21 protein-coding genes and 5 pseudogenes are annotated in these 25447 nt (G+C 59.5%); 11 read left to right on the forward strand and 15 right to left on the reverse strand.

Going from position 1 to position 25447, the window contains the following annotated elements; translation table 11 throughout:
- Positions 1-23: 23 nt before the first annotated feature.
- Both BMZ02_RS09405 and BMZ02_RS09410 read right to left on the reverse strand, forming a co-directional pair.
- On the reverse strand, positions 24-473 hold the full coding sequence (locus tag BMZ02_RS09405; RefSeq protein WP_091642673.1) for a (2Fe-2S)-binding protein: 450 nt from the start codon (positions 471-473) through the stop codon (positions 24-26).
- A 218-nt stretch (positions 474-691) separates the two neighbouring features.
- Positions 692-1582: a LysR family transcriptional regulator gene (locus BMZ02_RS09410; protein WP_091642676.1), complete on the reverse strand. Its 891-nt coding sequence runs from the start codon at positions 1580-1582 to the stop codon at positions 692-694.
- A 113-nt stretch (positions 1583-1695) separates the two neighbouring features.
- Here BMZ02_RS09410 and BMZ02_RS09415 point away from each other — a divergent pair, with 113 nt between their 5' ends.
- A complete protein-coding gene (locus BMZ02_RS09415; protein WP_216110787.1) occupies positions 1696-2706 on the forward strand; it encodes an MBL fold metallo-hydrolase in 1011 nt (336 codons plus the stop codon).
- A gap of 32 nt (positions 2707-2738) precedes the next feature.
- Complete coding sequence (locus BMZ02_RS09420; protein WP_091642678.1) at positions 2739-3632, forward strand: AraC family transcriptional regulator; 894 nt, start codon at positions 2739-2741, stop codon at positions 3630-3632.
- 188 nt (positions 3633-3820) lie between these two features.
- Here the strand turns inward: BMZ02_RS09420 and BMZ02_RS09425 are convergent, their stop codons facing one another.
- Positions 3821-4756: an aromatic alcohol reductase gene (locus BMZ02_RS09425; RefSeq protein WP_091642681.1), complete on the reverse strand. Its 936-nt coding sequence runs from the start codon at positions 4754-4756 to the stop codon at positions 3821-3823.
- 235 nt (positions 4757-4991) lie between these two features.
- Between BMZ02_RS09425 and BMZ02_RS19400 the strand changes: the two are divergent.
- From BMZ02_RS19400 to BMZ02_RS19405, 3 genes and pseudogenes are all read left to right on the forward strand, one after another.
- Positions 4992-5249, forward strand: a pseudogene (locus tag BMZ02_RS19400) (aldo/keto reductase); the annotation flags it as partial.
- 271 nt (positions 5250-5520) lie between these two features.
- Positions 5521-6447, forward strand: coding sequence for a LysR family transcriptional regulator (locus BMZ02_RS09435; protein WP_091642683.1), 927 nt, complete (start codon positions 5521-5523; stop codon positions 6445-6447).
- Between the two features lie 228 nt (positions 6448-6675).
- Positions 6676-6987: pseudogene (locus tag BMZ02_RS19405) on the forward strand (LysR family transcriptional regulator); the annotation flags it as partial.
- Here BMZ02_RS19405 and BMZ02_RS09445 read toward each other — a convergent pair.
- From BMZ02_RS09445 to BMZ02_RS09460, 4 genes are all read right to left on the reverse strand, one after another.
- A complete protein-coding gene (locus tag BMZ02_RS09445) occupies positions 6905-8407 on the reverse strand; it encodes a tripartite tricarboxylate transporter permease (RefSeq protein WP_091642689.1) in 1503 nt (500 codons plus the stop codon). The pseudogene BMZ02_RS19405 and the gene BMZ02_RS09445 sit on opposite strands and share 83 nt — an antisense overlap.
- Before the next feature lie 34 nt (positions 8408-8441).
- The gene (locus tag BMZ02_RS09450; protein WP_091642692.1) at positions 8442-8912 is read right to left on the reverse strand and encodes a tripartite tricarboxylate transporter TctB family protein; all 471 of its coding nucleotides are present in this window, start codon (positions 8910-8912) and stop codon (positions 8442-8444) included.
- Between the two features lie 104 nt (positions 8913-9016).
- The gene (locus tag BMZ02_RS09455; protein ID WP_091642694.1) at positions 9017-10030 is read right to left on the reverse strand and encodes a Bug family tripartite tricarboxylate transporter substrate binding protein; all 1014 of its coding nucleotides are present in this window, start codon (positions 10028-10030) and stop codon (positions 9017-9019) included.
- 25 nt (positions 10031-10055) lie between these two features.
- Positions 10056-11330: an OprO/OprP family phosphate-selective porin gene (locus BMZ02_RS09460; protein WP_091642697.1), complete on the reverse strand. Its 1275-nt coding sequence runs from the start codon at positions 11328-11330 to the stop codon at positions 10056-10058.
- Between the two features lie 116 nt (positions 11331-11446).
- Here BMZ02_RS09460 and BMZ02_RS09465 point away from each other — a divergent pair, with 116 nt between their 5' ends.
- On the forward strand, positions 11447-12586 hold the full coding sequence (locus BMZ02_RS09465; protein WP_091642700.1) for an ABC transporter substrate-binding protein: 1140 nt from the start codon (positions 11447-11449) through the stop codon (positions 12584-12586).
- Here the strand turns inward: BMZ02_RS09465 and BMZ02_RS09470 are convergent.
- Positions 12583-14013 carry a sensor histidine kinase gene (locus BMZ02_RS09470; protein ID WP_091642708.1) on the reverse strand — a complete coding sequence of 477 codons (1431 nt, stop codon included), beginning with the start codon at positions 14011-14013 and terminating at the stop codon, positions 12583-12585. The genes BMZ02_RS09465 and BMZ02_RS09470 overlap by 4 nt on opposite strands.
- Positions 14010-14669 (reverse strand): response regulator, encoded by a 660-nt coding sequence (locus BMZ02_RS09475; RefSeq protein WP_091642712.1) that lies wholly within the window; start codon positions 14667-14669, stop codon positions 14010-14012. The genes BMZ02_RS09470 and BMZ02_RS09475 overlap by 4 nt, the downstream gene beginning before the upstream one ends.
- 136 nt (positions 14670-14805) lie before the next feature.
- Between BMZ02_RS09475 and BMZ02_RS18995 the strand changes: the two genes are divergently transcribed.
- Positions 14806-14964 carry a hypothetical protein gene (locus BMZ02_RS18995; RefSeq protein WP_171909880.1) on the forward strand — a complete coding sequence of 53 codons (159 nt, stop codon included), beginning with the start codon at positions 14806-14808 and terminating at the stop codon, positions 14962-14964.
- A 400-nt stretch (positions 14965-15364) separates the two neighbouring features.
- Here BMZ02_RS18995 and BMZ02_RS09480 read toward each other — a convergent pair whose 3' ends face one another.
- Positions 15365-15616 carry a class I SAM-dependent methyltransferase gene (locus BMZ02_RS09480; RefSeq protein WP_091642716.1) on the reverse strand — a complete coding sequence of 84 codons (252 nt, stop codon included), beginning with the start codon at positions 15614-15616 and terminating at the stop codon, positions 15365-15367.
- A 189-nt stretch (positions 15617-15805) separates the two neighbouring features.
- On the opposite strand from BMZ02_RS09480, the gene BMZ02_RS09485 reads away from it, so the two are divergent.
- The 3 genes and pseudogenes from BMZ02_RS09485 to BMZ02_RS19195 form a co-directional block, all read left to right on the forward strand.
- The gene (locus BMZ02_RS09485; protein WP_091642720.1) at positions 15806-16693 is read left to right on the forward strand and encodes an HNH endonuclease; all 888 of its coding nucleotides are present in this window, start codon (positions 15806-15808) and stop codon (positions 16691-16693) included.
- A gap of 164 nt (positions 16694-16857) precedes the next feature.
- A pseudogene (locus tag BMZ02_RS09490) lies at positions 16858-18029 on the forward strand (IS3 family transposase).
- Positions 18030-18185 (forward strand): annotated as a pseudogene (locus BMZ02_RS19195) (IS3 family transposase); the annotation flags it as partial. It lies immediately after the preceding pseudogene.
- 107 nt (positions 18186-18292) lie between these two features.
- Here the strand turns inward: BMZ02_RS19195 and BMZ02_RS09495 are convergent.
- Genes BMZ02_RS09495 through BMZ02_RS09510 form a run of 5 tightly spaced genes read right to left on the reverse strand, consistent with a single transcriptional unit; the run spans position 18293 to position 23490 of the window.
- Entirely contained in the window at positions 18293-18679 is a 387-nt protein-coding gene (locus BMZ02_RS09495; RefSeq protein ID WP_091642724.1) for a hypothetical protein, read from the reverse strand.
- A 39-nt stretch (positions 18680-18718) separates the two neighbouring features.
- Positions 18719-19351: a deoxynucleoside kinase gene (locus BMZ02_RS09500; protein WP_091642730.1), complete on the reverse strand. Its 633-nt coding sequence runs from the start codon at positions 19349-19351 to the stop codon at positions 18719-18721.
- A 26-nt stretch (positions 19352-19377) separates the two neighbouring features.
- The gene (locus BMZ02_RS18810) at positions 19378-20289 is read right to left on the reverse strand and encodes a dCTP deaminase domain-containing protein (protein ID WP_139209185.1); all 912 of its coding nucleotides are present in this window, start codon (positions 20287-20289) and stop codon (positions 19378-19380) included.
- Positions 20286-21353: an adenylosuccinate synthetase gene (locus BMZ02_RS09505; protein ID WP_091642735.1), complete on the reverse strand. Its 1068-nt coding sequence runs from the start codon at positions 21351-21353 to the stop codon at positions 20286-20288. The genes BMZ02_RS18810 and BMZ02_RS09505 overlap by 4 nt, the downstream gene beginning before the upstream one ends.
- A 52-nt stretch (positions 21354-21405) precedes the next feature.
- On the reverse strand, positions 21406-23490 hold the full coding sequence (locus tag BMZ02_RS09510) for a ribonuclease H-like domain-containing protein (RefSeq protein WP_091642739.1): 2085 nt from the start codon (positions 23488-23490) through the stop codon (positions 21406-21408).
- Positions 23491-24180: 690 nt separating this feature from the next.
- Between BMZ02_RS09510 and BMZ02_RS09515 the strand changes: the two are divergent.
- Positions 24181-25394: pseudogene (locus BMZ02_RS09515) on the forward strand (IS3 family transposase).
- Positions 25395-25447: the final 53 nt, after the last annotated feature.

The following is a 25447-nucleotide window of genomic DNA, read 5'->3' on the forward strand; positions in this document are numbered from 1 at the left end:
TACGTGGATGGGAGCGGATCTCGTCAAACCTCGGAAGCTCGCTGAATGGCCGCCCGGATGCGCAAGTAGGTGCCGCAGCGGCACAGGTTGCCGCGCATCGCTTCATCGATCTCCGCATCGGAAGGACTCGGGTTGCGCGCCAGAAGCGCAGATGCGCTCATGATCTGCCCGCTTTGGCAGTAGCCGCACTGCGGGACGTCCAGCTCCACCCATGCCTGCTGAACGGGATGGGAGCCATCCTCGGACAGTCCCTCGATGGTGGTGACCGATCTCCCTTCGGCGCCCGCTAGCGGGAACACACAGGAGCGCACCGGCTCGCCATCCACATGCAGCGTGCAGGCGCCGCACTGCGCCACACCGCAGCCGAACTTGGTACCGGTGAGTTTCAATTCATCCCGGATCACCCAGAGCAGGGGGGTATTGGGCGCGGCGCTGACGTCGACGGTGCGCCCGTTGATCGTGAAGGCTGTCATAAAGGCTTCTCCTCGGCGTGGCCATGGTGAGTAACGCGGCCGGTATGCCGGCGCGTTCAGCCGCCTTCGCTACAAATAGCGTGACGATGACGACTGCACTGGCATTGAGTGTTAATCACTGGACGGGGAGAAGGCTTGCCATCATCTGCGTAAAACTGGCCCGATCCTGCCAGGTGGATGATGTTGCGAGATATGCCGTATCAGGTGCTGATAGGACGCTATTGGCGCTGGCGGATGAATGCCAGGAAGGCCCGCATGGCCGCACTGGTATGCCGACGGCTCGGATAGTACAGATACCAGCTCGGCAACGTCTTCTTCCAGTCGCCGAGCACTTCCACCACCCTGCCCTGCTCGAGATCCTCGCGGACATAATCCTCGAACAGATGCGCGATTCCCGAGCCGGCAATGGCGGCCTGGCGCTCGTGATGGGCTGAGCTGAGCGTCAACCGGCCCTGTGGCGCAATCTCCACGTCGTTGCCTTCCTTCTCGAACTCCCATGTTTCCATGGTGCCTCCGGGGAAGCGGCGGCGAATACAGTCATGCTGCAGCAGATCCTGCGGCGAATCGGGCCGACCGTGCCGTTGCAGGTAATCGGGCGAGGCCACGATGGCGTATCGCAAGGCGGGGCCCACGGGCATGGCGATCATGTCCTGGGCGAGTTGATTCCCGAAGCGCACCCCGGCGTCGAACCCCTGCTCCACGATATCGATGATCGCCGCATCACTGACGATCTCGACGTTGACGTCGGGATAGATCCTCATGAATTCGAAGGCCAGCGGACACAGCACATGGTCGGCGGCCGGCGCCGGTGCATTGATCCGCACGCTGCCGGAGGGGCGCTCGCGAAGCTGATTGAGATCGTCGATCGCCGTTCTGATGTCGTGGAGGGCGGGGCCAAGCCGCTCAAGAAGCTGTTCGCCTGCTTCGGTCGGCGCAACGCTACGTGTCGTTCGGTTCAACAGCCGGATACCCAACGCCTCCTCAAGCGTGCTGATCGATTGACTGATGGCTGACGATGAAACACCCCTTGCAAGCGCGGCGGCTCTGAAGCCACCGCAGCGCACGACGTCCTCGAAGATTTCCAGGCTATCCAGGCGTAGCGGCCGCATTGCAAAGCCTTACTTAATACGCTGATCCGTTTTCATTAGCTTATCCGCGCGCCCGATCTGCGTCACCCTTTGACAAAGTCGCAAGCATCAGAGACTCGAACGGGGTGGACAAAATGACTGGAATCACAATGAACCGCAGGAGGGTGATACTGACAGCGGCGTCGGTCGCGGCGGGCGTGGTCCTGCCGACCGGTAGCATCGCCTTTGCGCAGGATACTGCGGCGGCAGCGTCCACGGCCCAGGGGGTAAATGCGAGTGGAAATGTCGGCCATTACCGCTTTCGCGTCGGCGACATCGCCGCCACCGTGCTGAGCGACGGACTGATCGGCGGCCCCCCGCAGATCTACGCCAGCGACGCGCCGGAGGCGGAGCTGGAGGAGGTGTTGAGACAGGCCTTCCTGCCGACCGACCACATGACGCTGAATCTCAACACCCTGCTGATCGAAACGCAGGGGCGGCGAATCCTTCTCGAAGCTGGCGCCGGGCAGACCATGGGGCCGCTAGGTGGTCGTATCTTCGACAATCTGGCCGCCATCGGTTTACGGCCCGACGACATCGACATCGTGGTGATCTCACACACCCACCCGGATCATGTCGGCAACCTGCGAACGGCCGATGGCGGCAAGGCCTTTCCGCGGGCAACCGTGTTCGCGCCGCGGGCCGATTGGGACTTCTTCATCCGAAATGAACCGGACCTCTCCTACATGCCGGTGCCCAAGGATTTTCGTCGTCACTTCGCCGCCGCCATCCGCCAGAGTCTTGAATCGGTGACCAACGACATCGAACTGTACGAAGCCGGCACAGAAATCGTCCCCGGTTTGACCACGCTGCCGGCACTGGGCCACACCCCCGGTATGGCCAACTTCCTTGTTCACTCCGGGAGTGATCAGCTGCTGCTGACCGCCGATCTTGCCTATCACCCCATCGTCAATATCGATCACGCCTGGCTGCCCGGGCCGGATCGTGACAAGGAAACCGCCCTAGCTTCCCGTCGTCGCATCTTCGACATGGCGGCGGCAGACCGGCTCCCCGTTCTTGGCTTCCACTTCCCCTTTCCGGGCCTTGGCCGAATGCTCAAGACCGACACCGGCTATGCGTGGGTCCCAGCTGATTGGCAGTTCTGAGATGGGTGAAGCCGGCATCCATGAGAAAGCATATGGATTCACTCAAACACGCGGTCTGGACCTATGCCAGCCGCCACGCCAATAGCGACGGCCTGGCGATAACGCCGGTTCCGGGGTTACGCATGATGTGCCTTGAGGCACCTTCGGGTGACCTGCAGTCGGTGTACAAGCCGTTGTTATGCCAGGTTCTGCAGGGTGCGAAACGCTTGGTCGTGGGTAGTGAGGAACGGGTCTTCTTGGCCGGTGAGTCCGTGATGGTGAGCGCGGACATGCCGGTCGCTGGGCGGGTTGTGCAAGCGAGCCGCAGCGAGCCCTACCTGGCGATCGCGATCGAACTGGAGATGGCGAGCCTACGCGAACTTACCGCCCACCTTGGCAGCCCGGGCTCGCAGGGTCCCTCCGGGATGCCGGCGCTATTTGCCGTGGATACCGAGGCCGCGCTGGTGGATTGTGCCTCGCGGTTGATGCACCTGCTGGATCGGCCCGAAGCGGTGCCGCTGCTGCACCCAGGCATCATGCGGGAGTTAAACTACTGGCTCTTATCAGGCCCTCACAGCCATATCCTGCGAACACTCGCAGACCCAGGCAGTCACGCCGGCCGCCTGGCCGCTGCCATTGCAACCCTGCGGGCCGAGTACCGATCCAGCGTGCCGGTGGCGCGACTGGCGTCGCAAGCCAGCATGAGCCTCAGCTCGTTCCACAAGCATTTCAAACGCATGACCACGCTGACACCGGGACAATACCAGCAGCGCCTGCGTTTGATCGAAGCACGCCGGCTGATGCTCAACGAGGGCTCTTCGGCAAGTAACGCCGCCTTCGAGGTGGGTTACGAAAGCGTATCGCAGTTCACTCGCGAATACAGGCGCCTGTTCCAAAGGCCGCCGAAACGCGATGCGCTGCGCCTGCTGAGACCTGCCCTTTCATGAGAGGCGAAGGGGTGGGCACCGGGGTCTCCGGTAGACTCGAAGTTGCGACACAAGCGAGCTGCCAAGGAGAACACCCGATAACCACCTCTCGCAGAGCGCCAAGCGCCAGCTGTCGTTGCTGCATGGCGGGTAATAACTAAGCTTGTTCACCCCACATAGCTGCCATCATCCATCGCTTCAACATAACGTCAGCGCTTATTGCCCCAGTGACGCTTGAGCCATGCCTTGGCATCCATGGTCTCAATGCCTCTTGCATGGTTATAGGTCTTTGATTTCTCCCACCACATACCTGTACCGAGAGCAAACGCCTTGCGGTAGCGAAGCATGACATCATCCGGCGCTTGGGCAAGCTGGTCATCGAGTTCTTCGAGGGACAGTACAATACGCTTGACGGTCTTCCCGGCCTGCTCTTCGACGATGGTGGCCAACTGGCCGTATGAGAGGGTATCGCCTGCGATAAACACGATTTCGTTTCTAATACGCGGCTCTTCAAGGTATATCTCTGCCGTCAGATGACCAATATCCTCGGGTGTTGTGACGGTGACACGCGTATCCCAGCTTCCGAGCGCTCGAACGGTGCTGGTATCAAGGTCAACGACACCGAAGGCAGGCTCGAACAGGAAGCTCGTGAACATGCCTGTCGAGACGATGACCCATTCGGTGTTTTCCTGCGAGCGCAGCAGCTTTCTCACCTCGTACTGCTCGTCAAACACAGGTTGACCACTCCCTTTACCAACGATGTCGTAATCGACCCCGAACTGCCAGGGAAAATACCTGCTGACCCCAGCCTTCAACACCGCCTGCGTGATCTTCGTCTGCGTGCCGGTCCCCGCTACGAACCCCGTACAACAGATGACCGTATGAAACTCTGCAAACCACTCGGCAAGGATCTCCTCGCTTCCTTCAGCCAAGTCAACGTGGAGTACCTCGACCCCAAGCCTGTCGAGCTCATCCGTCACTTCCTGCTTGTCTGTATCCCCCGATGTAGTGAAGCCAGGCTCCACGAGAACGCTGATGGTGACCGGATTGAGCCGGGCGGCAAGATTCTTGATCACTTGCCTACCGAGTTGGCCAGCTCCAAGAACAAGGACTTTTTCATCACTGGGACTTGCATTAAATGACATGTGCATCTCCTGAGATCCATGCGATCTCCATGTTTCGGTGAAACCGGACAACGGTCACCCGGAAATATTCACATGCAGAATAAGAGCTAACGCCAACTTTTTTAACAACAATTAATGCAAGACAAAATTCATCAATAAGAAATAAACAGCAACCCTTGTTCTCGATGGCGGAAATAACTTTTACAGAAAATGAAATTAAAAGCAGTCGCGCGATCGACTATGCTCGTTACCAGGGATTCGTAACAGCCGGGTCGCGCGTGAAGAGATTTTCGTGACCACGAAAGTATGGAATACAAATCACGGCCACACTCAAACCCTACATGCCTTCAACGCCAGCGAGCGACGACTCGGCCTCGACCGGGTCGACTTGTATCTAATGCGCTGGCCTTCACGCATTCGCGACGCCTATGTGGACACATGGCGGGCAATGATTCGCCTGCGCGATGAGGGCCGAGTCGGCGCCATCGGCGTCTGTAACTTCTCGATAGGCCAACTACAGCGCTTAATTGGTGCGACGGGAGTGAAGGCACCTCGACAGTGGCTTCGCCACTATCTCAAAGTCCGTGCGACCGGCACGCATCGTGGAGAACTTTCAGCTATTCGACTTCACACTGAAACCGAGCGAGATGGAGGAGCTGGCCGGGCTGGATCGTCGGGATGGGCGCCCGGGGCCAGATCCAGAGACGGCCATTTTTTGACATCGTACGACCAAGAACGACCAGTGTTCGGGCATAAGCCATCCGCACAGCCAGGGAGCGCAATACATGGATCGACTACAAGCCATGCAGATATTTGCCCGAGTCGTCGAGATGCACGGCTTCAGCAAAGCCGCAGAGAACCTGGCCCTCCCCCCCTCGACGGTCACTCGCGCCATCAAGGAGCTGGAAAATCACCTGGGCGTGAAACTGCTCCAGCGAACCACGCGGCATTTGAACCTCACCCCTGACGGCAGCCTCTACTACGAACACTGCCGCCGCCTGCTGGCCGAGCTGGAAACCGTCGAGGCAGGCTTTCGCGGCAACGATGAACGGCTCAGCGGCAAACTACGCGTCGGCATGACGGCCTCGATGGCCAAGCTGCTGGTCCTGCCCGCCATCAAGTCATTTCAGGCCAGACACCCCAATGTGGAATTGACCCTGGTCCTGAGCGACCGGGCCGTGGAACTGGTGCCGGAGGGCATCGATTGCGTGATTCGCGCCGGTGTACCCCATGATTCTCCCACCCTGGTGGCGCGTCGCGTTGCCAGTTTCGAATGGGTGATATGTGCCTCGCCCGAGTACCTCGCAGAACACGGCGAGCCTCACTCACTGGAGGACTTGCAGCGCCATCAGGCTGTCGGCTTTCTCTCCGGGGATCAGGGCCGCTCCATGGAATGGCGCTTCGTGGTCGACGATGAAGAGCAAGGCGTACGGATGACCGAGAACCTGATCGTCAACGACACAGAGACCTACATCGCCTGTGGCCTGGAAGGCTTAGGCCTGATACGCGCGGCAAATTACATGGTGCTGCGGCACCTACGCAGCGGCCAGTTGCGGCGTGTGCTGGGCCATACCCAGGCACCAACCGTGCCGATATCGATCATGTATCCACACAACCGCCACTTGTCACCTATCGTGCGGGCATTCGTTGATTGGGCCGGCGAACCCATGCAAGGCACCGAGCGTCAGTGGCAAGTGGGAAACATCCAGTGAGTGACGCGCTTCGCGCCCCATCGCCATCACAGAGTCAGGCAGTTTCAGCGCGAGGGAAAACTCGAGGCCTGACTCGCCCTGCTTCAGGACTCGCTCTTCACCGCCGGAAGAGCGCCTTGGCAGCCTGCTACGCCAGGACAACGCCATTGCCCCCGCGCTTGGAGAAGGACTCAGGGAGCAGGTGCAGAGGCTTGAACGCCAGCTCATCCAGGATGCCGCGCCGCTGAAGGGCTCTATCTCACCCAGTCCGAGGTTACCTATCAGATCCGCAGACTGGAGAACTACCTGGGCCCGTCCCTGTTCCAACGAGTGCACCGGGGCATTCGGTTCACAAATGCAGGAAGGGCCCTTCACAACGATCTCACCACCGGCCTCGCCCTGATCGGGCGCTCCCTGAGCGCGGCGACACGTAACGGGTCGTCAGGTCGGTTAATCGCTACCGATCAGATACGAGCCATCAGCTTCCTGCCACCCTGCCCTGACGGCGTTTCCAGCCCCAGCGCAGCACCGGCGCAAGCAGGGAGAGCAGCGCCACGGTAAGCAGGGCAAGAGAGATGGGTTTGGACAGGAATATGCTCCAGTCCCCGCCGGACACCTGCAGGGTGCGCCGCATGTTCTGCTCCATGAGCGCTCCGAGTATCAACGCCAGGATGAGTGGCGGCGCGGGGAACCCGTACAGCCGCATCACGAACCCCAGAAGGCCGAAGGCAATGAGCAGAAACAGGTCGAACACGGCGAAGTTCAGGCCATAGACCCCGACCAGGCAGAAGATCAGGATCAGGGCCAGCAGCATGGGCCTGGGCAGATCGAGAATCTTCGCCATGAGCGGAATCAGCGGCAGATTCAGGATCAGCAGGAAGATGTTGCCAACGTACATGCTGGCGACAACCCCCCAGAACACGTCCGGGCGGTCGGTCAGCATTGCCGGCCCGGGAGTGACCCCGAGCACCAGCAGAGCACCGAGCAGCACGGCTGTCGTCCCGGAGCCGGGGACACCAAGCGTCAGCAGAGGAACGAACGACCCCGTGGCGGCGGCGTTATTGGCCGCCTCAGGGGCCGCCACGCCCTTGCTGTTGCCCTTGCCGAAGGTGTCACCGTCCTTGGCCAGGCGTTTCTCCGTGCTGTAGCCGAGGAACGAACCGATGGTCGCCCCGGCGCCGGGAAGAATCCCGACAAAGAACCCAAGCACGGAGCTGCGGGTGATCGGTCCACCGATCTCCCGCGCATCCTTCATGCCCAACCGTAATGAACCGATCTGTCGCCGCTGGTCGCTTCCGCTGCGGCCGCGATGGAGCATGACGAACACCTCGGCGAGCGCAAACACGCCCAGGGCGACGACCAGAAACTCGATGCCATCCTGGAGATGGGCACTGCCGAATGCATAGCGAACGGTGCCGGTCTGGAGGTCCACGCCGACGATGGAGATCATCACGCCAACCACGGCGGCGATCAGCCCCTTGATCAGGGAGTCGCCCGAGAGGCTGACCACAGCGGTGAGCCCGAGGACCATGAGGGCGAAGTACTCGGCCGGGCCAAAACTGACCGCAACATTCGCCAGCATCGGTGCCACGAGCATCAGCGCAATGATCCCGATGGTGCCACCCAGGAACGACGAACAGGCGGCCAGTGCCAGGGCCTTGCCGGCGAGACCCTGGCGTGCCATGGGGTAGCCGTCGAACGAGGTGGCGACGGTTCCCGCCACCCCGGGGGCATTCAGCAGGATGGCGGATGTGGAGCCACCGAAAATGGCCCCGTAGTAAACGCCCGCCATCAGGATGAGCGCCGACGCCGGGTCCATGCCGAAGGTGATCGGGATCATCAGTGCCAGCGCGGCAATAGGCCCCAGGCCAGGCAGCATGCCGATGATCGTCCCCGCAAAGACGCCGATGAACACGTAGAGCAGGTTCGCCGGCTGCAGCGCGATGCCGAAGCCGTAGAGAAGATTGGCGATGGTATCCATGGGTGGGCTCGCTTCGTTGTTCGCCTCGGCGCACTCAGAAGGGCAGTACGCCCCGAGGCAGGTAGACGTCCAGAACGCGCGTCATCGTCAGGTACAAACCGAGCACGACGGACAGCGCCACCACGACGTTCAGCAGGTGACGCCGGAACCCGTAATAGGCGGTGAGCCCGACACAGAACACCGTGGAGGCCAGGACAAACCCAAGCGCCTCCAGTGACAGCGCATAGCCGATCATGGCCAGGACAGTGACCAACACCTGGACATCCGGCGCTTGCCACCAGGGGCCGGTGTGCGGCTCACGCGCCTCGGCGCTGCCATTCGGCCTCTCGAAATACAGAACCCCCGAGAGGACGAGCAGGATCGTTCCGAGAATCTTCGGAAACAGATCCGAGTCCACGGGCCGCGATACGGGAAAGCTCGGAATCTGAAACGCGATCACGAGATAGGCGGTTGCGATCACCGCGAGCACGATCGCCAGAATCTGATTGACGTTGAGCCGCGCCATGACCCTCTCTCCTCCTTCGAAGCCCCTGGCTCGGGCCGTCGATCACGACCTCGGGGCGGTTCGAATGACCGCGGCGCCACGGGAAGGCGCCGCGGGACGAACGCTCACTGCTCCAGCAGGCCGAGGGCATCAAGCACGTCGGCAAACTCCTCCTGCTGCTCGTCCAGGAACTCACCGAACGCCTCGGCATCCTGAAAATCCGTCATCCAGCCCAGTTGCCCGGCTTCTTCGTCCCAGCGCTCGGTCTCCACCATGGCGGCGAATACCTGCTCGTAGTAGGCAACGGCCTCGTCCGGCATGTCCTTCGGGCCCATGACGCCGCGCCAGATCTCGAAGGTGTAATCCACCCCCTGCTCCTTGACCGTGGGCACTTCGGACATGGCCGACAGGCGCTCCGGCGAGGCCACCCCAAGGGCTCGAAGCCTGTCACCCTCGACCTGGCCCATGGCTTCGCCGGCCCCGGTAATGACCGCATCGACATGCCCACCCATGAGGTTGGTCATGGCCTCGCCGCCGCCGGAGAACGGGATATAGTTCACCTGATCCGCGTCGAGCCCCGCCGCCGCGGCCATTCCGGCGATCGAGACGTGGTCCATGGAGCCGGGCGCCGATCCACCGCCCACCGAGATGCCGCCAGGGTCGTCGCTGATGGCATCCATGAGGTCGTCAATCTCCTGGTAGGGGGAGTCCTCCTTGACGAGCACGATGCTGTAGTCCGAGATCAACCGCGCGATCGGCTGAAAGTCGGTGTGGTCATAGCGGGACTGCCCGGCCAGGGGCACCAGAATGATCGGCGGGCTGGTGGCAAACAGCTTGTGCGGATCCTCGGCGGACGAGGCGACCCGGCTCCATGCCACGGATCCCCCTCCTCCTGGCTGATTGATCGGGGCGAAGCTGACGTCCGACAGCCCCTCCTCTTCAATAACGCGGGAGGTGGTGCGCACGAGCGTGTCCCAGCCACCGCCGGGATCGGCGGGGGCGACGTACTCGACGTTGCGGGACGGGCTCCAGGATTCGTCCGATTCTTCGGCGTCCGCCCCGTCACAGCCGGACAATGGACCGAGCGCCAGGGCCAGCGCCCCGGCTACGAAAAGCGGCTTGTGCAGTTCTTGATACATCGTCTCTCTCCTCCTCGAACCGGTACTACCAGTCGACCTGGACACGCGTGCCCACGTGATAGCCGGAATCGTCCTGGCTACCCGCGGTATCGAAATAGGTGGCGTTGAGCATCAATCGGACATGGGAGACCAGGTGCCAGTTGACGCCGGCCGTCAGGGCGTCCACGTCGGTGCCCGGAATGTCGTTGTCGTCGTAGTTCGCGGTCTCGGCCCGGGCCACGAGCTGGATCGCACCGGGGCCGCCCTCGGTCACGGGATTCTCCGGCGTCACCCGGGTCCAGGTACCGCGGCGACCGGCATAGGCCCGCGTCTCGCCGGTCACGAAATACCCCAGGCTGACGAGATAACCGTCGACGGTTGGGCTGACACCGCTTTCGTCACTGTCAAAGCGCTTGCCCATGTACTCCGCGGTGGCGGACAGCGGCCCCCAGACACCGGCAATCTCGGCCCCGTAACTCGCGGCGCTGCCCACATCCGGAAACACCCCGGACTCAACACGCGTGACGTCGTTGAACGGGTTGGCGATCCGCGAGCTCAGCTCGATGTCGCGTGTTTCACCCAGATCCTCGTAGTACCCCCAGGCACCCAGGTGCACGACCCGGTCATCGCTGTGGATCGGTGCGTAATGGGCCCGGCTGACGAACGACAGGTCATCACTGGTGTCGCTTGACCCGTCGACAGCATCGCCCAGGGCGGCAATACTCCAGTGCCAGTTATCGCCACCGACATCGGCGGTCAGCCCCAGCGGCCGTGAACCGGCCTCCGGCCGGGTGCCGCCGATGATGATGCCGCGCTCCATGAACTCGCTGAAGTTCGATCCGGTGCGCCCGTCGAACGACTGGTCGAGGTACTTGTTGCCGAACGTCAGCTCCCAGGGGCCGAACCCCCGGTACTGCAGGGTCATGTCGCGCACGGCGAGGCTGCCGCCGACGAAATCCCCTTCCAGGCGATAGGCGAAGTCGTCGTAGGCAACACCATCGATCCCCAGCCGGGCCCGGCGGTTGTGCGTGCCGGCGATGTCACCTTCACCATCCTCGGTGCCACGCGTCACCCAGGCGTCGTTATGAAGCCGACCGCGGACCTTGAACTGGTGCTCACCATCCGGGCTTTCGAACACCGGCGCGCCGCCAGTCCAGGAGGTACTGCCGCCCTCCTCCAGACGCTCCAGGCGCTCCACGATACGATCCTGCTCCGCCTGATCCGCGGTCGCGGTGAGAGGCACCACCAGGGCACAGGCACCCAGACCGATCAGCCAGGTGCCCACTGGGCGGCGCTGTTTTGTCCATGCAATACTGGGCATGCGGCTTCTCCTCCATCTGCGTTATTGATCTCGTTGGTATGGGCGGACTATCCCGCGTGAAGCTTTCATGAACCTTTCGTGACGGCACGACGCTATCGCCGGAAACCGGGGCGGACATGCACCACCTGCAGAGTGACAACCGGCACAGGGGAAGCCGCCTCTCGCGCATGCGCCGCCGAACGGCCTGCGCAGCCCTGCTCGCGTTATCGCTGCTTGCGGTGCAGGTGGCGGCGGAGCCGACGGTGTACCCGGCGCCCGCCGGGGGCGACGATCGCGTTCTGACGGTCTTTGATGTGATGGAGCCCTCGGCGGCCGAGCCATTGATTGACGGCTTTCAGAACCACCACCCGAACGTGACGGTTCACTACCACTACGTCAGTACAAGGGAGCTCTATCAGCGCTTTCTGTGGAAGGTGGGCACCGACGACGCCGACGTGCCCGATCTGTTGCTCAGCTCCGCCATGGACCACCAGATGAAGCTGGCCAATGACGGATACGCCACCCCACACCGTTCCAGGGCAACGGAAGCGCTCCCGGAATGGGCACGCTGGCGGGACGAGGCGTTTGCCTTCTCATTCGAGCCGGTGGTGCTGATCTACAATCGCGAGCACCTGGAGGGCGACCCCCCGGGGAGCCGATTCGAACTACTGGAGCGGCTGCAGACCGCCCCGGAGCGCTACCGGTTCAGGGTCGGCGCCTACGATCCGGTCTCGGCCGGTGCCGGCTATCTGGTCCTGACCCAGGATGCGGAGCACTCGCCCATTTTCTGGGAACTGACGCAAGTCTTTGGTTCAACGAACCTGCGCACCTTTCCCCACGCCGCCGACATGCTGGACCGCGTTGCGGAAGGCGAACTATTGCTGGCATACGGCCTGCCCGGCTCCTATGCCCGTGCGTGGGCGAAAGAGCATTCACAGCTCGGTGTCGTGCTGATGGAGGACTACACACTGGCGTTTTCCCGGGTCGCGCTGATCCCGGAACAGGCGCAAGCACAGACGCTCGCGCGCCAGTACCTGGATTTTCTCCTGTCTCGTGAAGGCCAGCGGATCATGGCCGGCCCCTCGGGCCTCTACGCCATTCGCCCGGATATCGACGGGGAGCACACCTACGCCCAGCTTGCCACCGGCGAGGCGACCGGCCGCCTGCGGCCCATTCGCCTCGGACCCGGGCTACTGGTCTATCAGGACGGCTACAAGCGCGGCCAGTTCCTGGACCGCTGGCAGCGTTTGACGGGCGACCACACGGCGCCGTTCTAGTCCGTGCCCGCCGCGCCGTCACCCGCATCCCGATCCGGCAAACGGATCCGCGCAAGCAGCCCCCGGCCCGATGCGGGAGTCAGCAGCTCCAGCGCCCCACCGTGCGTGCGGGCCACCGCGTCGGCAATGGCCAGGCCGAGGCCGGAACCCAGCGGCTTGTGGCGCGTGTCCTCGCCGCGGTAGAAGCGCTCCACAACACGGGCACGCTCCTGCTCCGGGATCCCGGGGCCATTGTCTTCCACTTCCAGGTAGCCCCAGCCGGGGTGGGCATTCACGCGCACCGTGACTTCCGCACCTGCCGGACAGTAGTGAATCGCGTTGTTGACGAGATTCCGCAGAGCCTCACGGAGCAGAACCGGATCCCCCACCACGTGGACCGGGCGGGCGCCCTCTTCGAAACCCAGGTCGACATCAACGTCCAGCGCGGCAGGGACGTGCTCACTGGCTGTCTCCCGGGCAAGTTCCGCGAGATCGACAGGCTCCCGGCTCAGGGCCGCCTCATCCGCCGCCGAGCGCGCGTACTGCAAGAGCTGGTTCGCCAGACGCGAGGTGCGACGGGTAATCGAGACCAGTTGCCGCAGCTGGTCGCGGGCCCGCTCCGGATCGCGTTCACGCTGCGCGAGCTCGGCATGGGTCTGAAGCGCTGCCAGCGGGCTACGGAGCTGGTGCGCGGCACTGGCCGAGAACTGCTGCATCACCTCGATGCTCCGCGCCAGACGGCGCATCAGGTCATCAATGGCACCGACGAGATCACGAACCTCACGGGGTACATCCGATTCCAGTGGCGTGAGGTCCTTGGGCGATTTCCCCTGGATCTCGGCCCGAAGCTGGCGCAACGGTGCCAGGCTCGCGCGGATGGCAAGCCATGCCAGGATGGAGACCAGACCGATCAACGCGACCAAACGCAGCACCGCCATCGCGGTGAGCTCCCGCACCAGGTCCATCCGTTCGTTGCGCGTCTGCGCCACCCGCACGGTCATCTGGCCGCGGGTCTCCTGCGTCGTCACCGGCTCCGAGAGCTGGACGACACGAACGTCCTCACCCAGATACTCCGCGTCGTAGAACGCGCGCCGGCCCTCCGCATCGCCAGAGGGTGCGGGCAAGTCCTCGTAGCCGGTCAGAAACGCGTCTTCCGGGCCGGCGACGCGGTAGTAGATTCGGTCATCAGCCGGCGATCCGAGCATATCCAGCGCCGCATACGGCAGATCCACGCCGGTATGCCCCTCACTGATCACCACACGGTCAGCGATGGCGAGTGCGGAGGCCTCCAGCAGCCGGTCATAGGCCCGGTCAGCGGCGCGATGGGCACTGCGGTAGTCATCAAGGACAAGAAGAACGGCGAGCGCAGTCACTGGCAGCAGCAGCCATAACAACAGTCGCTGCTGGATCGAACTGCGCGATCGTCTGAAAGGGTTGAGAATCTTCACTCCAGCAGATACCCGAGCCCGCGCACTGTACGGATGGAAATTCCAGCACAGGCGAGCTTTTTCCGTAAGCGGTGAACGTAGATCTCGATGGCGTTGGGCCCCGCCTCGTCATCAAAGCTGAACAGATGACTGGCGATCTGCTCCTTGCTGACGACCTTGCCTGCGCGCATCAGCAGGATCTCCAGCACGTTGAGCTCGCGGCGCGGCAGCTGAAACTCCTCGCCGTCCACCAGGAGCCTTCGACCGGCGGCATCAAAGACCAGCGCTCCGTGTTCGATGACGGAGTCGGAACGGCCATGGCTGCGCCGGATCAGAGCCCGGGTGCGCGCCTCCAGCTCCGCCACATCGAATGGTTTGACGATGTAATCGTCAGCGCCGAGATCCAGCCCCCTGACGCGCTCATCCAGATCCCCCCGTGCCGTCATCACCAACACGGGGACCGCCTGCCGGCGATCACGCAGACGCCGCAGGATCTGCATACCGTCCGTCGTCGGCAGGGTCAGATCCAGCAGCACCAGATCATAGAGCTCGGTGCGCAGCACGGTGTCCGCCGCGGCGCCATCAGCAATCCAGTCGACGGCATAGCCGCCTGCCTCCAGCGTCGCTACGACGCCCTGAGCCAGATGCTCATCGTCTTCAACAACGAGCACACGCATGGTTTGGTCTCCCCTCTCTGCGCACCGGGCCTGAATGCAGGCCGGCACCGTACTCACCCGGGACGCTGAAAGCGTAGTGAAAGCCAGCACCCGTAGTGTGGAAGCCCATTAAAGCAACCACATGGAGGAGACGACAGTGCGCAGAACAGATCAGCAGCCCCCGGAGAACCGCTCCCGCGCCATGGCAACCGCCCTGCCGAAGACAGCGCCCACCTGCTGGATCAGGCGCCTGGCATCCCGACAGAGTGACCAGCCGGCGGACCTGGATGGGGTAGCGGTATTGGGATACAACTAAGCGTCTGTCGGCAGACCTGATCCGCTCCGGCCTAATCAGCGGCATTCAATTGATGGGGCCCTCTGGCAGGCGGAATACTAGCGTCTCCCAACTGACCCCTTCCCGCGCCTGGGCACCCCTTGACCCGCTGGCAGCAATAGTCACCAGGGCTCGTGCCCGCGCAAATGATTCCAGCTCTTCCAGGCTAGTATCGAAGAGACAGCGTTCATCCGGGCTGGGCCCATGACGGAGCGTAATAACCAGCACCCCACCGGGTGCTAGCAGCTCGCTCAGAATACGGAATGCCCTCTCCCTCTCGCTCGGAGGCACATGCATCCACACCGCGGACACCAGAATCAGTTTAAAACGCTCGTTCAGCGAACGCATGCGAGACATATCGGGCAGTCAGTCATCGACCCACTCACTGAACACTGCGGCCAACCGTCGCCTGCTCTCTCAGCGCCCTCAACTCCGCAGCCGACTCCACGGCTACGACCTCCCACCCCATATCGGCAAGCACCGCGGCATCGCGACCGCTACCTACTCCCACATCGAGCACGAACCCAGGTCGATCCGGCAGGTGGCCAAGCCAGTCCTGATGAACCTCATCAAAGCTCAGTTTCTGATACTGATCGAAGTAACGGCGAGCGTTGCGCGAGTAGATATCTGCCATCAGGCCACTGACCTTCCCGGTACCGATGGCTCTCCCTGCCGGCTCTGGTCCGCGATGCAATCCAATGCGTGGCGGTTTTCGCCGACTCTACCTGCTGATGAAGATCCAGAAAATCAGGAAGCGGCGCACCACCCTGTGCGTCCGTAGACATGACCAGGTAACCTGGAGCAAAGACCGAGGGGAGGCACGATGACCAAAGCCGTCCTGACCACCGCTGCTGGGTCTGGTTACGACGACCTGCCCGAGTGCCAGTATCATTTCCCGAAGACATATTTGAACCAGGCCCAGGCCACCGTTGGCGACTGGGTCGTCTATTACGAGCCTCGACGCGCTCCCGCCTCAAGCGGCGCCACGGGCCGTCAAGCCTATTTCGCGATTGCCCAGCTCGTTGCAGTAGAGCCGGACACTAAGTACCCAGACCATTACTATGCACGAATGGCGAATTACATCGCGTTTGACCGACCTGTGCCATTCCGAGAAGGGGCACACTACTATGAATCGGGACTAAAGAGGGAAGACGGTCAAACCAATAAAGGCGCATTTCGTCGCTCGGTGCGCCACCTGCGGGACGAGGATTTCGCTGCCATCCTGAGAGCCGGGTTCGCGCGCGACCTGGAACTATGGGAACGCGATGACGCAGTCAATGAAGCACCCGCCGAGTACGCTTCCCGGCCTCTTACCGAACAGATTGTCCAGAGGCCTTTCAGGGACTCTGCATTCCGGCGACACGTTCGAACGGCCTACGAGAACAGGTGCGCAGTTACTGGGTTACGCTTGATTAACGGCGGGGGTAGGCCTGAGGTTCAAGCCGCTCACATCCGACCTGTTCATGCGGATGGCCCTGATTCAATCCGTAACGGGTTATCTCTAACCGGGACGATTCATTGGCTTTTCGACCGCGGGTTACTGACGGTGGATGATCATTTCAACATCTTGCTCTCCCCACATGGTGTACCAGATGAGATGGACCGTTTAATCCCGCCAGATAGGCAATTGACGCTCCCGGAACACCCAGAACACCGGCCACACCCGGCATTTCTAGAGTGGCATCGCGAACACGTGTTCAAGCGGGAATGAACTGAACTCCAGCACACCCGGTGCTCACCCCGCCCCCTAGGCGCGGCTAACGACCGTTTGCCGAGAACTCCATCGGCCAATCGAAGCCCGGGCGTAGCCTTACCCCATGCGTAGACACCACGTTCCTGGAGCCTTCTAGCAGACTGTAGAGTCAGGAGGTTGTGATGCGAAAGTCCCGATTCAGCGAATCCGAGATCGTCGCCATCCTGAAGGAAGCCGACGCCGGCATGGCGGTAAAAGACGTGCGCCGCAAGCACGGTATCAGCCAGGCGACCTACTACAATTGGAGGTCGCGCTACGGTGGCATGGAGGCCTCGGATCTCAAGCGCATGAAGGAACTCCAGGAGGAGAACCGGCGGCTGAAGCAGATGTACGCCGATCTCTCGCTCGAGAACACGGCGATGAAGGATCTCATCAACCGAAAGCTCTGAGGCCGTCCGAGAAGCACGAGGCGGTGGCGTTCATGCGCCAGGAAGAATCAGTTGCCGATCCAGCGCGGCTGTCGCTGCGTGGATTTGTCTCGGGCGGCCTATTACCGACCACCACGGCCAGCCGACGAGCGTGACCGCAAGGTCATCGATGCGCTCAGTGCGCTGGTTGAGAAATACCCCGGCGCGGACTCGACAAGCTCTACCCGATGCTGCGCCAGCAAGGGCACCCCTGGAACCGATAACGTGTGCATCGGGTGTATTGCCAGATGGGGCTGAATCACAAGCGGCGCATGAAAAAGCACCTGCCAAAGCGCGAGCGCCAGGAGCTGTTCGTGCCGCGATCCCCCAACGAAGTCTGGTCAGCCGATTTCATGGCCGATGCGCTCTACTGTGGTCGGCGTTTTCGCACCTTCAACGTCATCGACGACCACAACCGCGAGGCCGTGGACATCGAGATCGATGCCTCGATCACCGGCCTGCGGCTCATCCGCGTGTTCGAACGCCTGAAAATCGAGCGTGGCCTGCCTGACGTGCTCCGTAGGTACCACGGCAGCAAGTTCATATCGCGTACCCTCGACAAGTGGGCGTACGAAAACGGGGTTGGCCTGGACTTCTCAAGGCCCGGAAAACCAACGGATAATCCGTTCATCGAATCGTTCAACGGCAGCTTCCGGGACGAGTGCTTGAACGTTCACTGGTTTCTCAGCCTGGAAGACGCCCGGGAAAAGATCGAGATTTGGCGGTGCGAATACAACTGTGATCGGCCGCATAGCTCCTTGGGAGGTTGCACTCCGGCGGAGTTCCGACGAAACCACTCACAAGCCGGAATTCTCGACTTTTCACCGGTCATATATTCGGTGAGAGGTCAAAACGCCGTGGGCTCCGAGAACTCACTGTTTACTTGACGGGAAAGGCTAGGGAATTATCCAACGATCGATGCCGCCAGAGTGGACGTGTTCAACTACATTGAGCGATTCCATAATCCGCGCATGCGCCGAATAGTGGCAAGACAGGATCTGAATTTTTCAGGCGTTTCCAAAACGTCCGTTGAAACGGGGTAGAACCCCTACTACAATCGCCGTAACATGGCGTTTCTTTCCTAGACCACGGGAAAACTCTCCCACGGGCACCAGTTCATCCCCCACTGAACCTCTCCTATACCTTGCCTTTATCGCAAGATCTTTCTCTCATATTCGCGCACCCACGCAGGACGACTATCCAAAATCTTGCAAACAACCCACAAACGAATGATCAATACAGCGCAACCCAACGCTCCCAAAGTTGTAACCCCATACCCCAAGAACATACCAAATTCTGGGTATTCCGGCTCAACCGAACCCATCGCCATGGCCAAAACATCGACACCATAAACAAAAACAATACTAAAAACCAACACTACGCTTAATAGCTCTCGAATCCAGCCGAACCCATTAAACAGCCTTAAGAGACCCACAGAAACCATAGACCCATTAGCCGCTGCCCCGGCGAACGCTAAGAGCACACCTAAGACTATGAGATGCATCACCGCCTCAACTAGATTCTCAATAACCTCCACACCCCCCCCTTCCGGAAAACGCCATCTGCGCCATCGGCTCTATTCTCTGCCACCTTCTACGACCATATCGCGGATCTCTCGCCCGATCCGCCTCCTCACATGCGGATCGCTCGCAAAGTTTTCCCTTTCACTATCGATGGTCACCACCTTTACTGAACCAGAAACCCTCTTTACTTCCTCATCTATTTTTGAGTTAATTTCGCTCAAATAGGACACCGGGACACCGACTTCTACGGACCGCGACCTGCGCTCCATCCGCCTCTTCTCCTCTCGTGGGCTACAGACTAATTTAACGAGAATATCCGGCCCCCCTATTTCTCGCCGCACTTGCGCCACAACCTCATTGAAAGTGCGCAGCCTTTCACCCCCAAGATTAACGTTCGCATAAGCCTCGTCCTGCAGAATCGAAAAATCCGCACAAAATAGCTCGCCGAGTTCAACCTGATCGCGAATCAGCGAATAATGTTGAAGCAGAAAGACCATCTCAGTCTCAAATGCGTATTTTTCAGGATCAAGATAAAATTTTTCGTAGAATGGATTGCTGGAAAAGTCCTCGAACATCGCCCTCATGGCACAATCCTGCAAAACACTAGCCAAAGTGGTCTTCCCGGACGCTATACCACCGCATATTTCAATCCGAAACCCGCCTTCGGCCGTCTCTTCCCGTGCCATCTCGAAACGCCACTCCTAGGAGGCTCTCACTCCAAATCTTCCAGGTTCTCTATACGCCTTTCCAATTCATCCACCTGACTCTCCAGAAAACTCTGTTCGCTGAACGCATGATCCACTACTTGGTACGCCAACATCAGCATCGTGACAACTAAAACTATAACAGAGACCATAACCGCTCCACTGATGTACCGTGCCTGATCTGCTTTACTCTTTGTTTGCCACAAAACATCAGGTATTGAACTTCGAATTGCAGAAGGAAAAGCGTTTGTCAAATATTCTACTGACGACAGATTCTTCTTTCTTTTCGGAAAAGGACGAAAACCTGGCTCCGGATAATCACTCTCTCCCTCTTCTCTCCAAGCAGGCCATGCACTTGTTTTCGTAAACTCAACCCAAACAAACGTCTGCCCACTATATAACTGATACGTATTACTCGTCAGGTTATGCAAAGGAATAAGCAATTTCCCCTCGTATCCAGGATCGACCAATGGCCCAGTACCTAACAATATACCCTTATGCACAAGATCGATCTTAAGATTGAAACGAATCGCGATGTAATCTGGGAGCCTGAACGTCTCCAGCGTCTCAACAAAAACTATCGAGTTCTTTGGCAGCTCAAACGGTTCGCCATCTTTTAGCTCTCCTCCTTTTGGGTTTCCGGAGTCGTCCCAATAATAAATCTTGTTCCCAACGCAAATAGAGTACGACGCGCTTTTCAAGTGATCGTAGCTATAAGGGTAAACCATCCCCGTTCTTCTAATATACCGATGGACATCCCATGAGTTAAGGAGCGCCGGCTCAATCTCTTCGTAATAGGGATCATACCTACAGTGCTTCTGAAATAGCCGACACGCTTCGGCCTCTGATGGGAATCCTCGATGCCCCTTTGATTCGTTTCTCAGATCCTGATCATTCGCTCGATCGTCCCAATCACTCATCCCCTCCCCTCCGTAGCCGGAACAAGGCCGTGCACCATAGTCGCTCGAGGCACGAGCGATCGATCATCCAGACCTACCCAGTCCACTCGTTGCCCGAGTTGTCGCTCAACGTTATCCAGAAAATCAACTACCCTACGGCTTGGGTAGCCAGACCTGGCCACGGACGCATCGCAATAATCGAGGTGATTTAGTACCAAAATGTTGGGAGCATTTACTTCCAACGCCGCACGGATAACGCCGGGATCGAATTCAGCTACCCTACGCACCGAACCCGTTACACTTGTCGTTTCTATGAGCGAGTTGGGCGGCAGTCCTGCAGATTGAGACACCTCCTCCCAAGTGCTTTCGTTGGGCAAGTATCCCGAATCTCCCGCAACGCGGATAGGGAAAGCGCGAATAACCATGACAACGTTATCTATGTCTGAAGGGGCTAACGCCGCCTCGGCCGCTGCCGCACTAGCGGTTGTGTCACGGCTCGTTGCCTTTGGGTAGTCTTCTGCATGTAGAACTGAAAGTCCAAATCCCTGCGTACCTTCTACTATGATGCGCTCGCCCCGATTCAATACTTGTCTGACTATGGTGCGAGCAGGGCCTTGATCAATGAAACGAGCGAGTCGCCTGACATCCTTCGCCAACACCACATCATCCCCCCGGGCCACACGGTCCACAACCGCCGCCCCGGTTCCGCTCTGAGTAGAACCGATACGGTTGCGAAGACCTAATTTCGCTTCGCGCTCCTTATGCTCTGCAGTTACTATGACAGCGTGCGGATCGATATGTAACCTTTCAGGAGACAGTCCTATAGCCTCAATCTCGCTTTCCAACACATCAACGTCGATATACGAGCCCGGACCTAATATACACTGGACACCAGGCAGCAGCGCAGCCGTCGGCAGATGCCGCAGCACGTGTCGTATACCGTTGGGCGTCACTACTGTGTGACCGGAGTTAGCCCCACCGACCCGTATCGCGGCCGACGCCCCCTGTTCACGGGCCATCCAGTAGGCCACTTTCCCTTTCCCTTCCGATCCAAACTGCCCTCCGACTATCACCGTCGCCGGCATATTCCTTTCTCCAACACGTCTGTATAGCTTTTGGGTAAAGTGGAACACTGCATCAAATACAACTCACTACACGATTTACACCAAGAGACCTTGACGAAAGCCCCCTGAAAAGCTCTTCTTCATTTCCTATATTTGTTACTTTAATGTCTGCAAAGGACGCCAGCTCTTCTATCTTCTTTTCGACGTTATGCTGAATTGCTTCATTGAAGTCGTTTTCTGTATATCCCATCTCAACATAACGGCGTTTACGGCACTCTTCCGGAGCTGTGACATGCAAATGCAGAAAATTTGGTCCAAAACACTCCACAAAGAAAGCCCGATCCTCAGGGAAACGCAGGCCATCCACAACCACGTCGAGATCCTTAGGAAACCGCCGAGCAACCTGTTTACACAACCACCGCTGCCCCATTTCGCGGTTGACGTACTCTCCGAACTCCTGCAAATTCGCTCGATTCACATCAACACCCTGCTCTCTAAGCAATTCGGAGAGGACGGCGCTGTAACGCCAGTACGAAAAGCCTTCTCTGCGCTCCAAGTGCCTCGATACTGTTGTTTTACCCGCGGCTATTGAGCCACTCACCCCTACCACACGCTTGCCGGGCGACTTATCTGGCGACGCTCTAAGATCCGGAACGATTAGATAATCTTCTTCCAAATTTCCTAGCGCCTCAAAGCGGCCGGACCAAAAGAATAGTCCCACGAGCGCGGAAGTAATGGCATCGATTTCATCATGACTAACCTTTCTTTTCAGGAAATCGCCTTCAACCCCAAACTCACGAAGACCCCTTTTAAGCATGCTCAGAGAATCACCTTTTCTCGGCAATCCAATGATATCTTGGGCTGCACCTGGGTAACTCTCAATTACCGGAACTCCCTGCCTACGTAGTTCCTGCGCTAGCCGCATGCCGCGAGATGTTAGTTGCTGCATACTCTGAATCAAACAAGGGTATACGTTGACTCCGCGTCGCTTTAGGATCCGCTCGCACTCTCTCATAATCCCAGCGCGGTTGCGCGCAGGGTCATCGTCCCCTACATGCGTCCTTCCTGCAGGAAGGGATAACGGTGAATCAATTGAGACCAAGCCTGGCTTGGCAGCAAGGGTGCGCGCCAATATCTCTTCATCAGTGCGGAGTAGCTCCGTTTCCGCTACACCGTTAACGATCGAACTCCAACCGGTCGGGCGATTGTGGGAACCGCTTAGATCGATCCCGACAACTCGTAACGGGGATTCAGATTCAAGAATTAGTTCTTCTAACCTCGCCTTCGGCCCCCTCCTTCCAACGTAGGGCTGTGGAGTTTGGATCGGATTATCTGGTTTTTCCGAGCGAGCGTGTCCTTCGCCCCATAACACCGAGGAAGATAGGGGCAGCTCGATCACGTTATCAGGAACCTCAGCCAAGAGGTTATTGAGAGTGTAGCGGAGCAGATACTGCATACCCTTAATATCGTACTTGTTATACTCGACCAATAGGCGCCCTGCTTCCAAATCCCCATAAGTATACTCATACCATAGCGCTGGAGCCTCTGCTCCGCCCCTACCTTGAATTTCTTGTGGACGATGAAACCCGATGGATTTCTCCATCACTTTTTGCCCCCCACGTAGACCAACGCTTCGGGCCAAGTACATGAGATCGATGTGTACTGGAGGCAAGCGCAAACACGGGTAGTGCCACCTCAAGAACGGTAGATCGAATCGAGTTCCATTAAACGTAATAAGGCAGTCGGTTCCGGCGATTGTCTCTTCTAAATCCGAGAACTCTTGACCACGGAGAAAGTATGAAAACCGACCGGATTGTGAGAGACCGACAAGAGTAACTAAATGATACATCGGACTCAGGCCGGTTGTCTCTATATCTAAGAAGCCAGTTCGATCCGGAAGGCTAAGGGCAATTCGAAACTGTTCTTTCCTCGGAAGTCGGTCGACGAAGTACTCTAAATCGAGCTTTTCCCAAGCGAGCACGGTGGCTTCCAACTCGGTCAATAGGAGTTTCTGGTCACGGTGCGACCTAGGTAGCAACCGATCCTTTCGCCGAAGTGCGAACTCCAACTCATCCCAAGTGACGATGCCTTCGTTCCATAACCGACGCTCAGTCCTTGAACCGATGCCAGGCAGGTGGAGAAAGGTGCTCTTGAGCATCCCGTCGTTATCCTATATAGCTATTAAATAGTGCGATCGCTGAGGGATAAACCACAGCGTTGCACAGAGCCTATCCGCATCACCATACGGGTGTTCATCAAGAGCCGCTAGTTGCCTTCGAGCACTGCCCGTAGCGCAGTCACACCCAACTGTGTATTGGTTTGTAGCCCTGCCAAACGGCTTTCGCCCGTCGTTCCCGCTAGCGCTACCGCGCCGGAAGTAGGGCGGCCATACAACGGCAGACACGCCAAGCGAATGGGAAGATAGAGTCTGGTCGACCGATTCATTGATGGGTTGAGACTGGGCTCGCATCTTGCAGTATCCGGGTTCCCCGCCCGCAAGCCGCTACCAGTATACAGGGTATACTGGTAGCGGCACGGTCGCGATTGTCGACGTGGCTCCTTCCGCGACTTCAGTGGTCACTCGCAGAGGCGCGTCGCGCGCGCAGCTAATGATGCCATGCGAGCCTATGACGAGAGAACGTTCACATGACAACCTTCTTGATGCGTGCATCGACGGGTGAGGACGTCGTAGCGAGTTCATAGAGTCCGGAAGCCTCTCAGGCACCATCGAATCCAGATACGAAGCAGGCGGGATCTTGTAATGCTGAAGGAGCCCCCGTTTCGACCGGACACCTTGTTCGTTGACCTGAAGGCATAGGCATAGACCTAGTATAAAGGAGTGACCAGGGTGGAGCGCATCGAAGTGGTAGCAGGGGTGCAGCGGTGGCGTCGATACTCGCCCCGGGAGAAAGCGGATCTCGTGGCGCTGTGCGAGCAGCCCGGCATGTCGGTGTCGCTTGTGGCGCGGCGCCATGGTATATCCCCAAGTCTCCTGTTCCGGTGGAAGAAGCTGATGAACGACGGTGGCATGACGGCAGTGGGCTCGGGCGACGAAGTGATCAGCGCCGCCGAGGTGAAGGCGTTGAAGCGCTAGGTGCGTGAGCTCGAGCGGCTGCTGGGGCGCAAGACCATGGAGACCGAGATTCTCAAGGAAGCCCTGGAGGTGGTTCAGGCAAAAAATTGATCTCGCGCACGCCCTTGTTGCCACCGGACGATTCCCGGTGAAGCGCATCAGCGAGGTGCTGGGTGTGGCGCACTCGAACCTGATGGAACGTAAAGCGGGTTGTCACTGTGGTCGTCCCTCGCGCTATCGGGTTGCCGACGATGAGCGACTGCTGCCGCAGGTGCGGGCCATCTGCGCGGATGGCGGCGCCAATGGCTACCGGCGCGTGACAGCGCACCTGAACAGGGAGCTGGCCACTGCTGGCAAGCGGGTGACTCCCAAGCGGATCGATCGGCTCATGAAGGCCCATGATCTGCTGCTCACGCGCTACACCGGGAGGCCAGTCATCGACAAAGCCTATGATGGCTAGGTCGTTACGCTGAAGTCCGACCTGCGGTGGTGCTCGGATGTCATGGAGATCCGCTGCTGGAATGGCGAGGCGGTGCGTGTTGCGTTCAGTCTGGACTGCTGCGACCGGGAAGCCATGCGGTATGTGGCAACCACGGGTGGTCACCAGCGAGATGATCCAGGATCTGCTCGTTGAGACCATGGAGTACCGTTTTGGCGACGTCACGCAGCTGTCGCATCCGATCGAGTGGCTCAGCGACAACGGGAGCTGCTACATCGCGGCGGAGACCCGGGCCATGGCCCGCCAGCTCGGCTTTCTGCCTTGCACCACGGCTGTTCGCAGCCCGCAGAGCAACGGCATGGCTGAGGCGTTCGTGAAGACGTTCAAGCGTGACTACGTGTACCTGAATGACCTGCCGGATGCCGCGACGGTACTGGCGCGACTGCCCAGATGGTTCGCCGACTACAACCGTTTTCATCCGCACAAGGGGCTGAAGATGCAATCGCCCTGGGAGTACCGCCAGACCATGGAGGCGGCGGCAAACAGCTAATCGGTGGTGTCCGGTTTAGCGGGGGCAAGTACACGCCTTACTGTGAAGAGGCG

Origin of the sequence: Aquisalimonas asiatica, from assembly GCF_900110585.1 — a bacterium.
Taxonomy (GTDB): domain Bacteria; phylum Pseudomonadota; class Gammaproteobacteria; order Nitrococcales; family Aquisalimonadaceae; genus Aquisalimonas; species Aquisalimonas asiatica.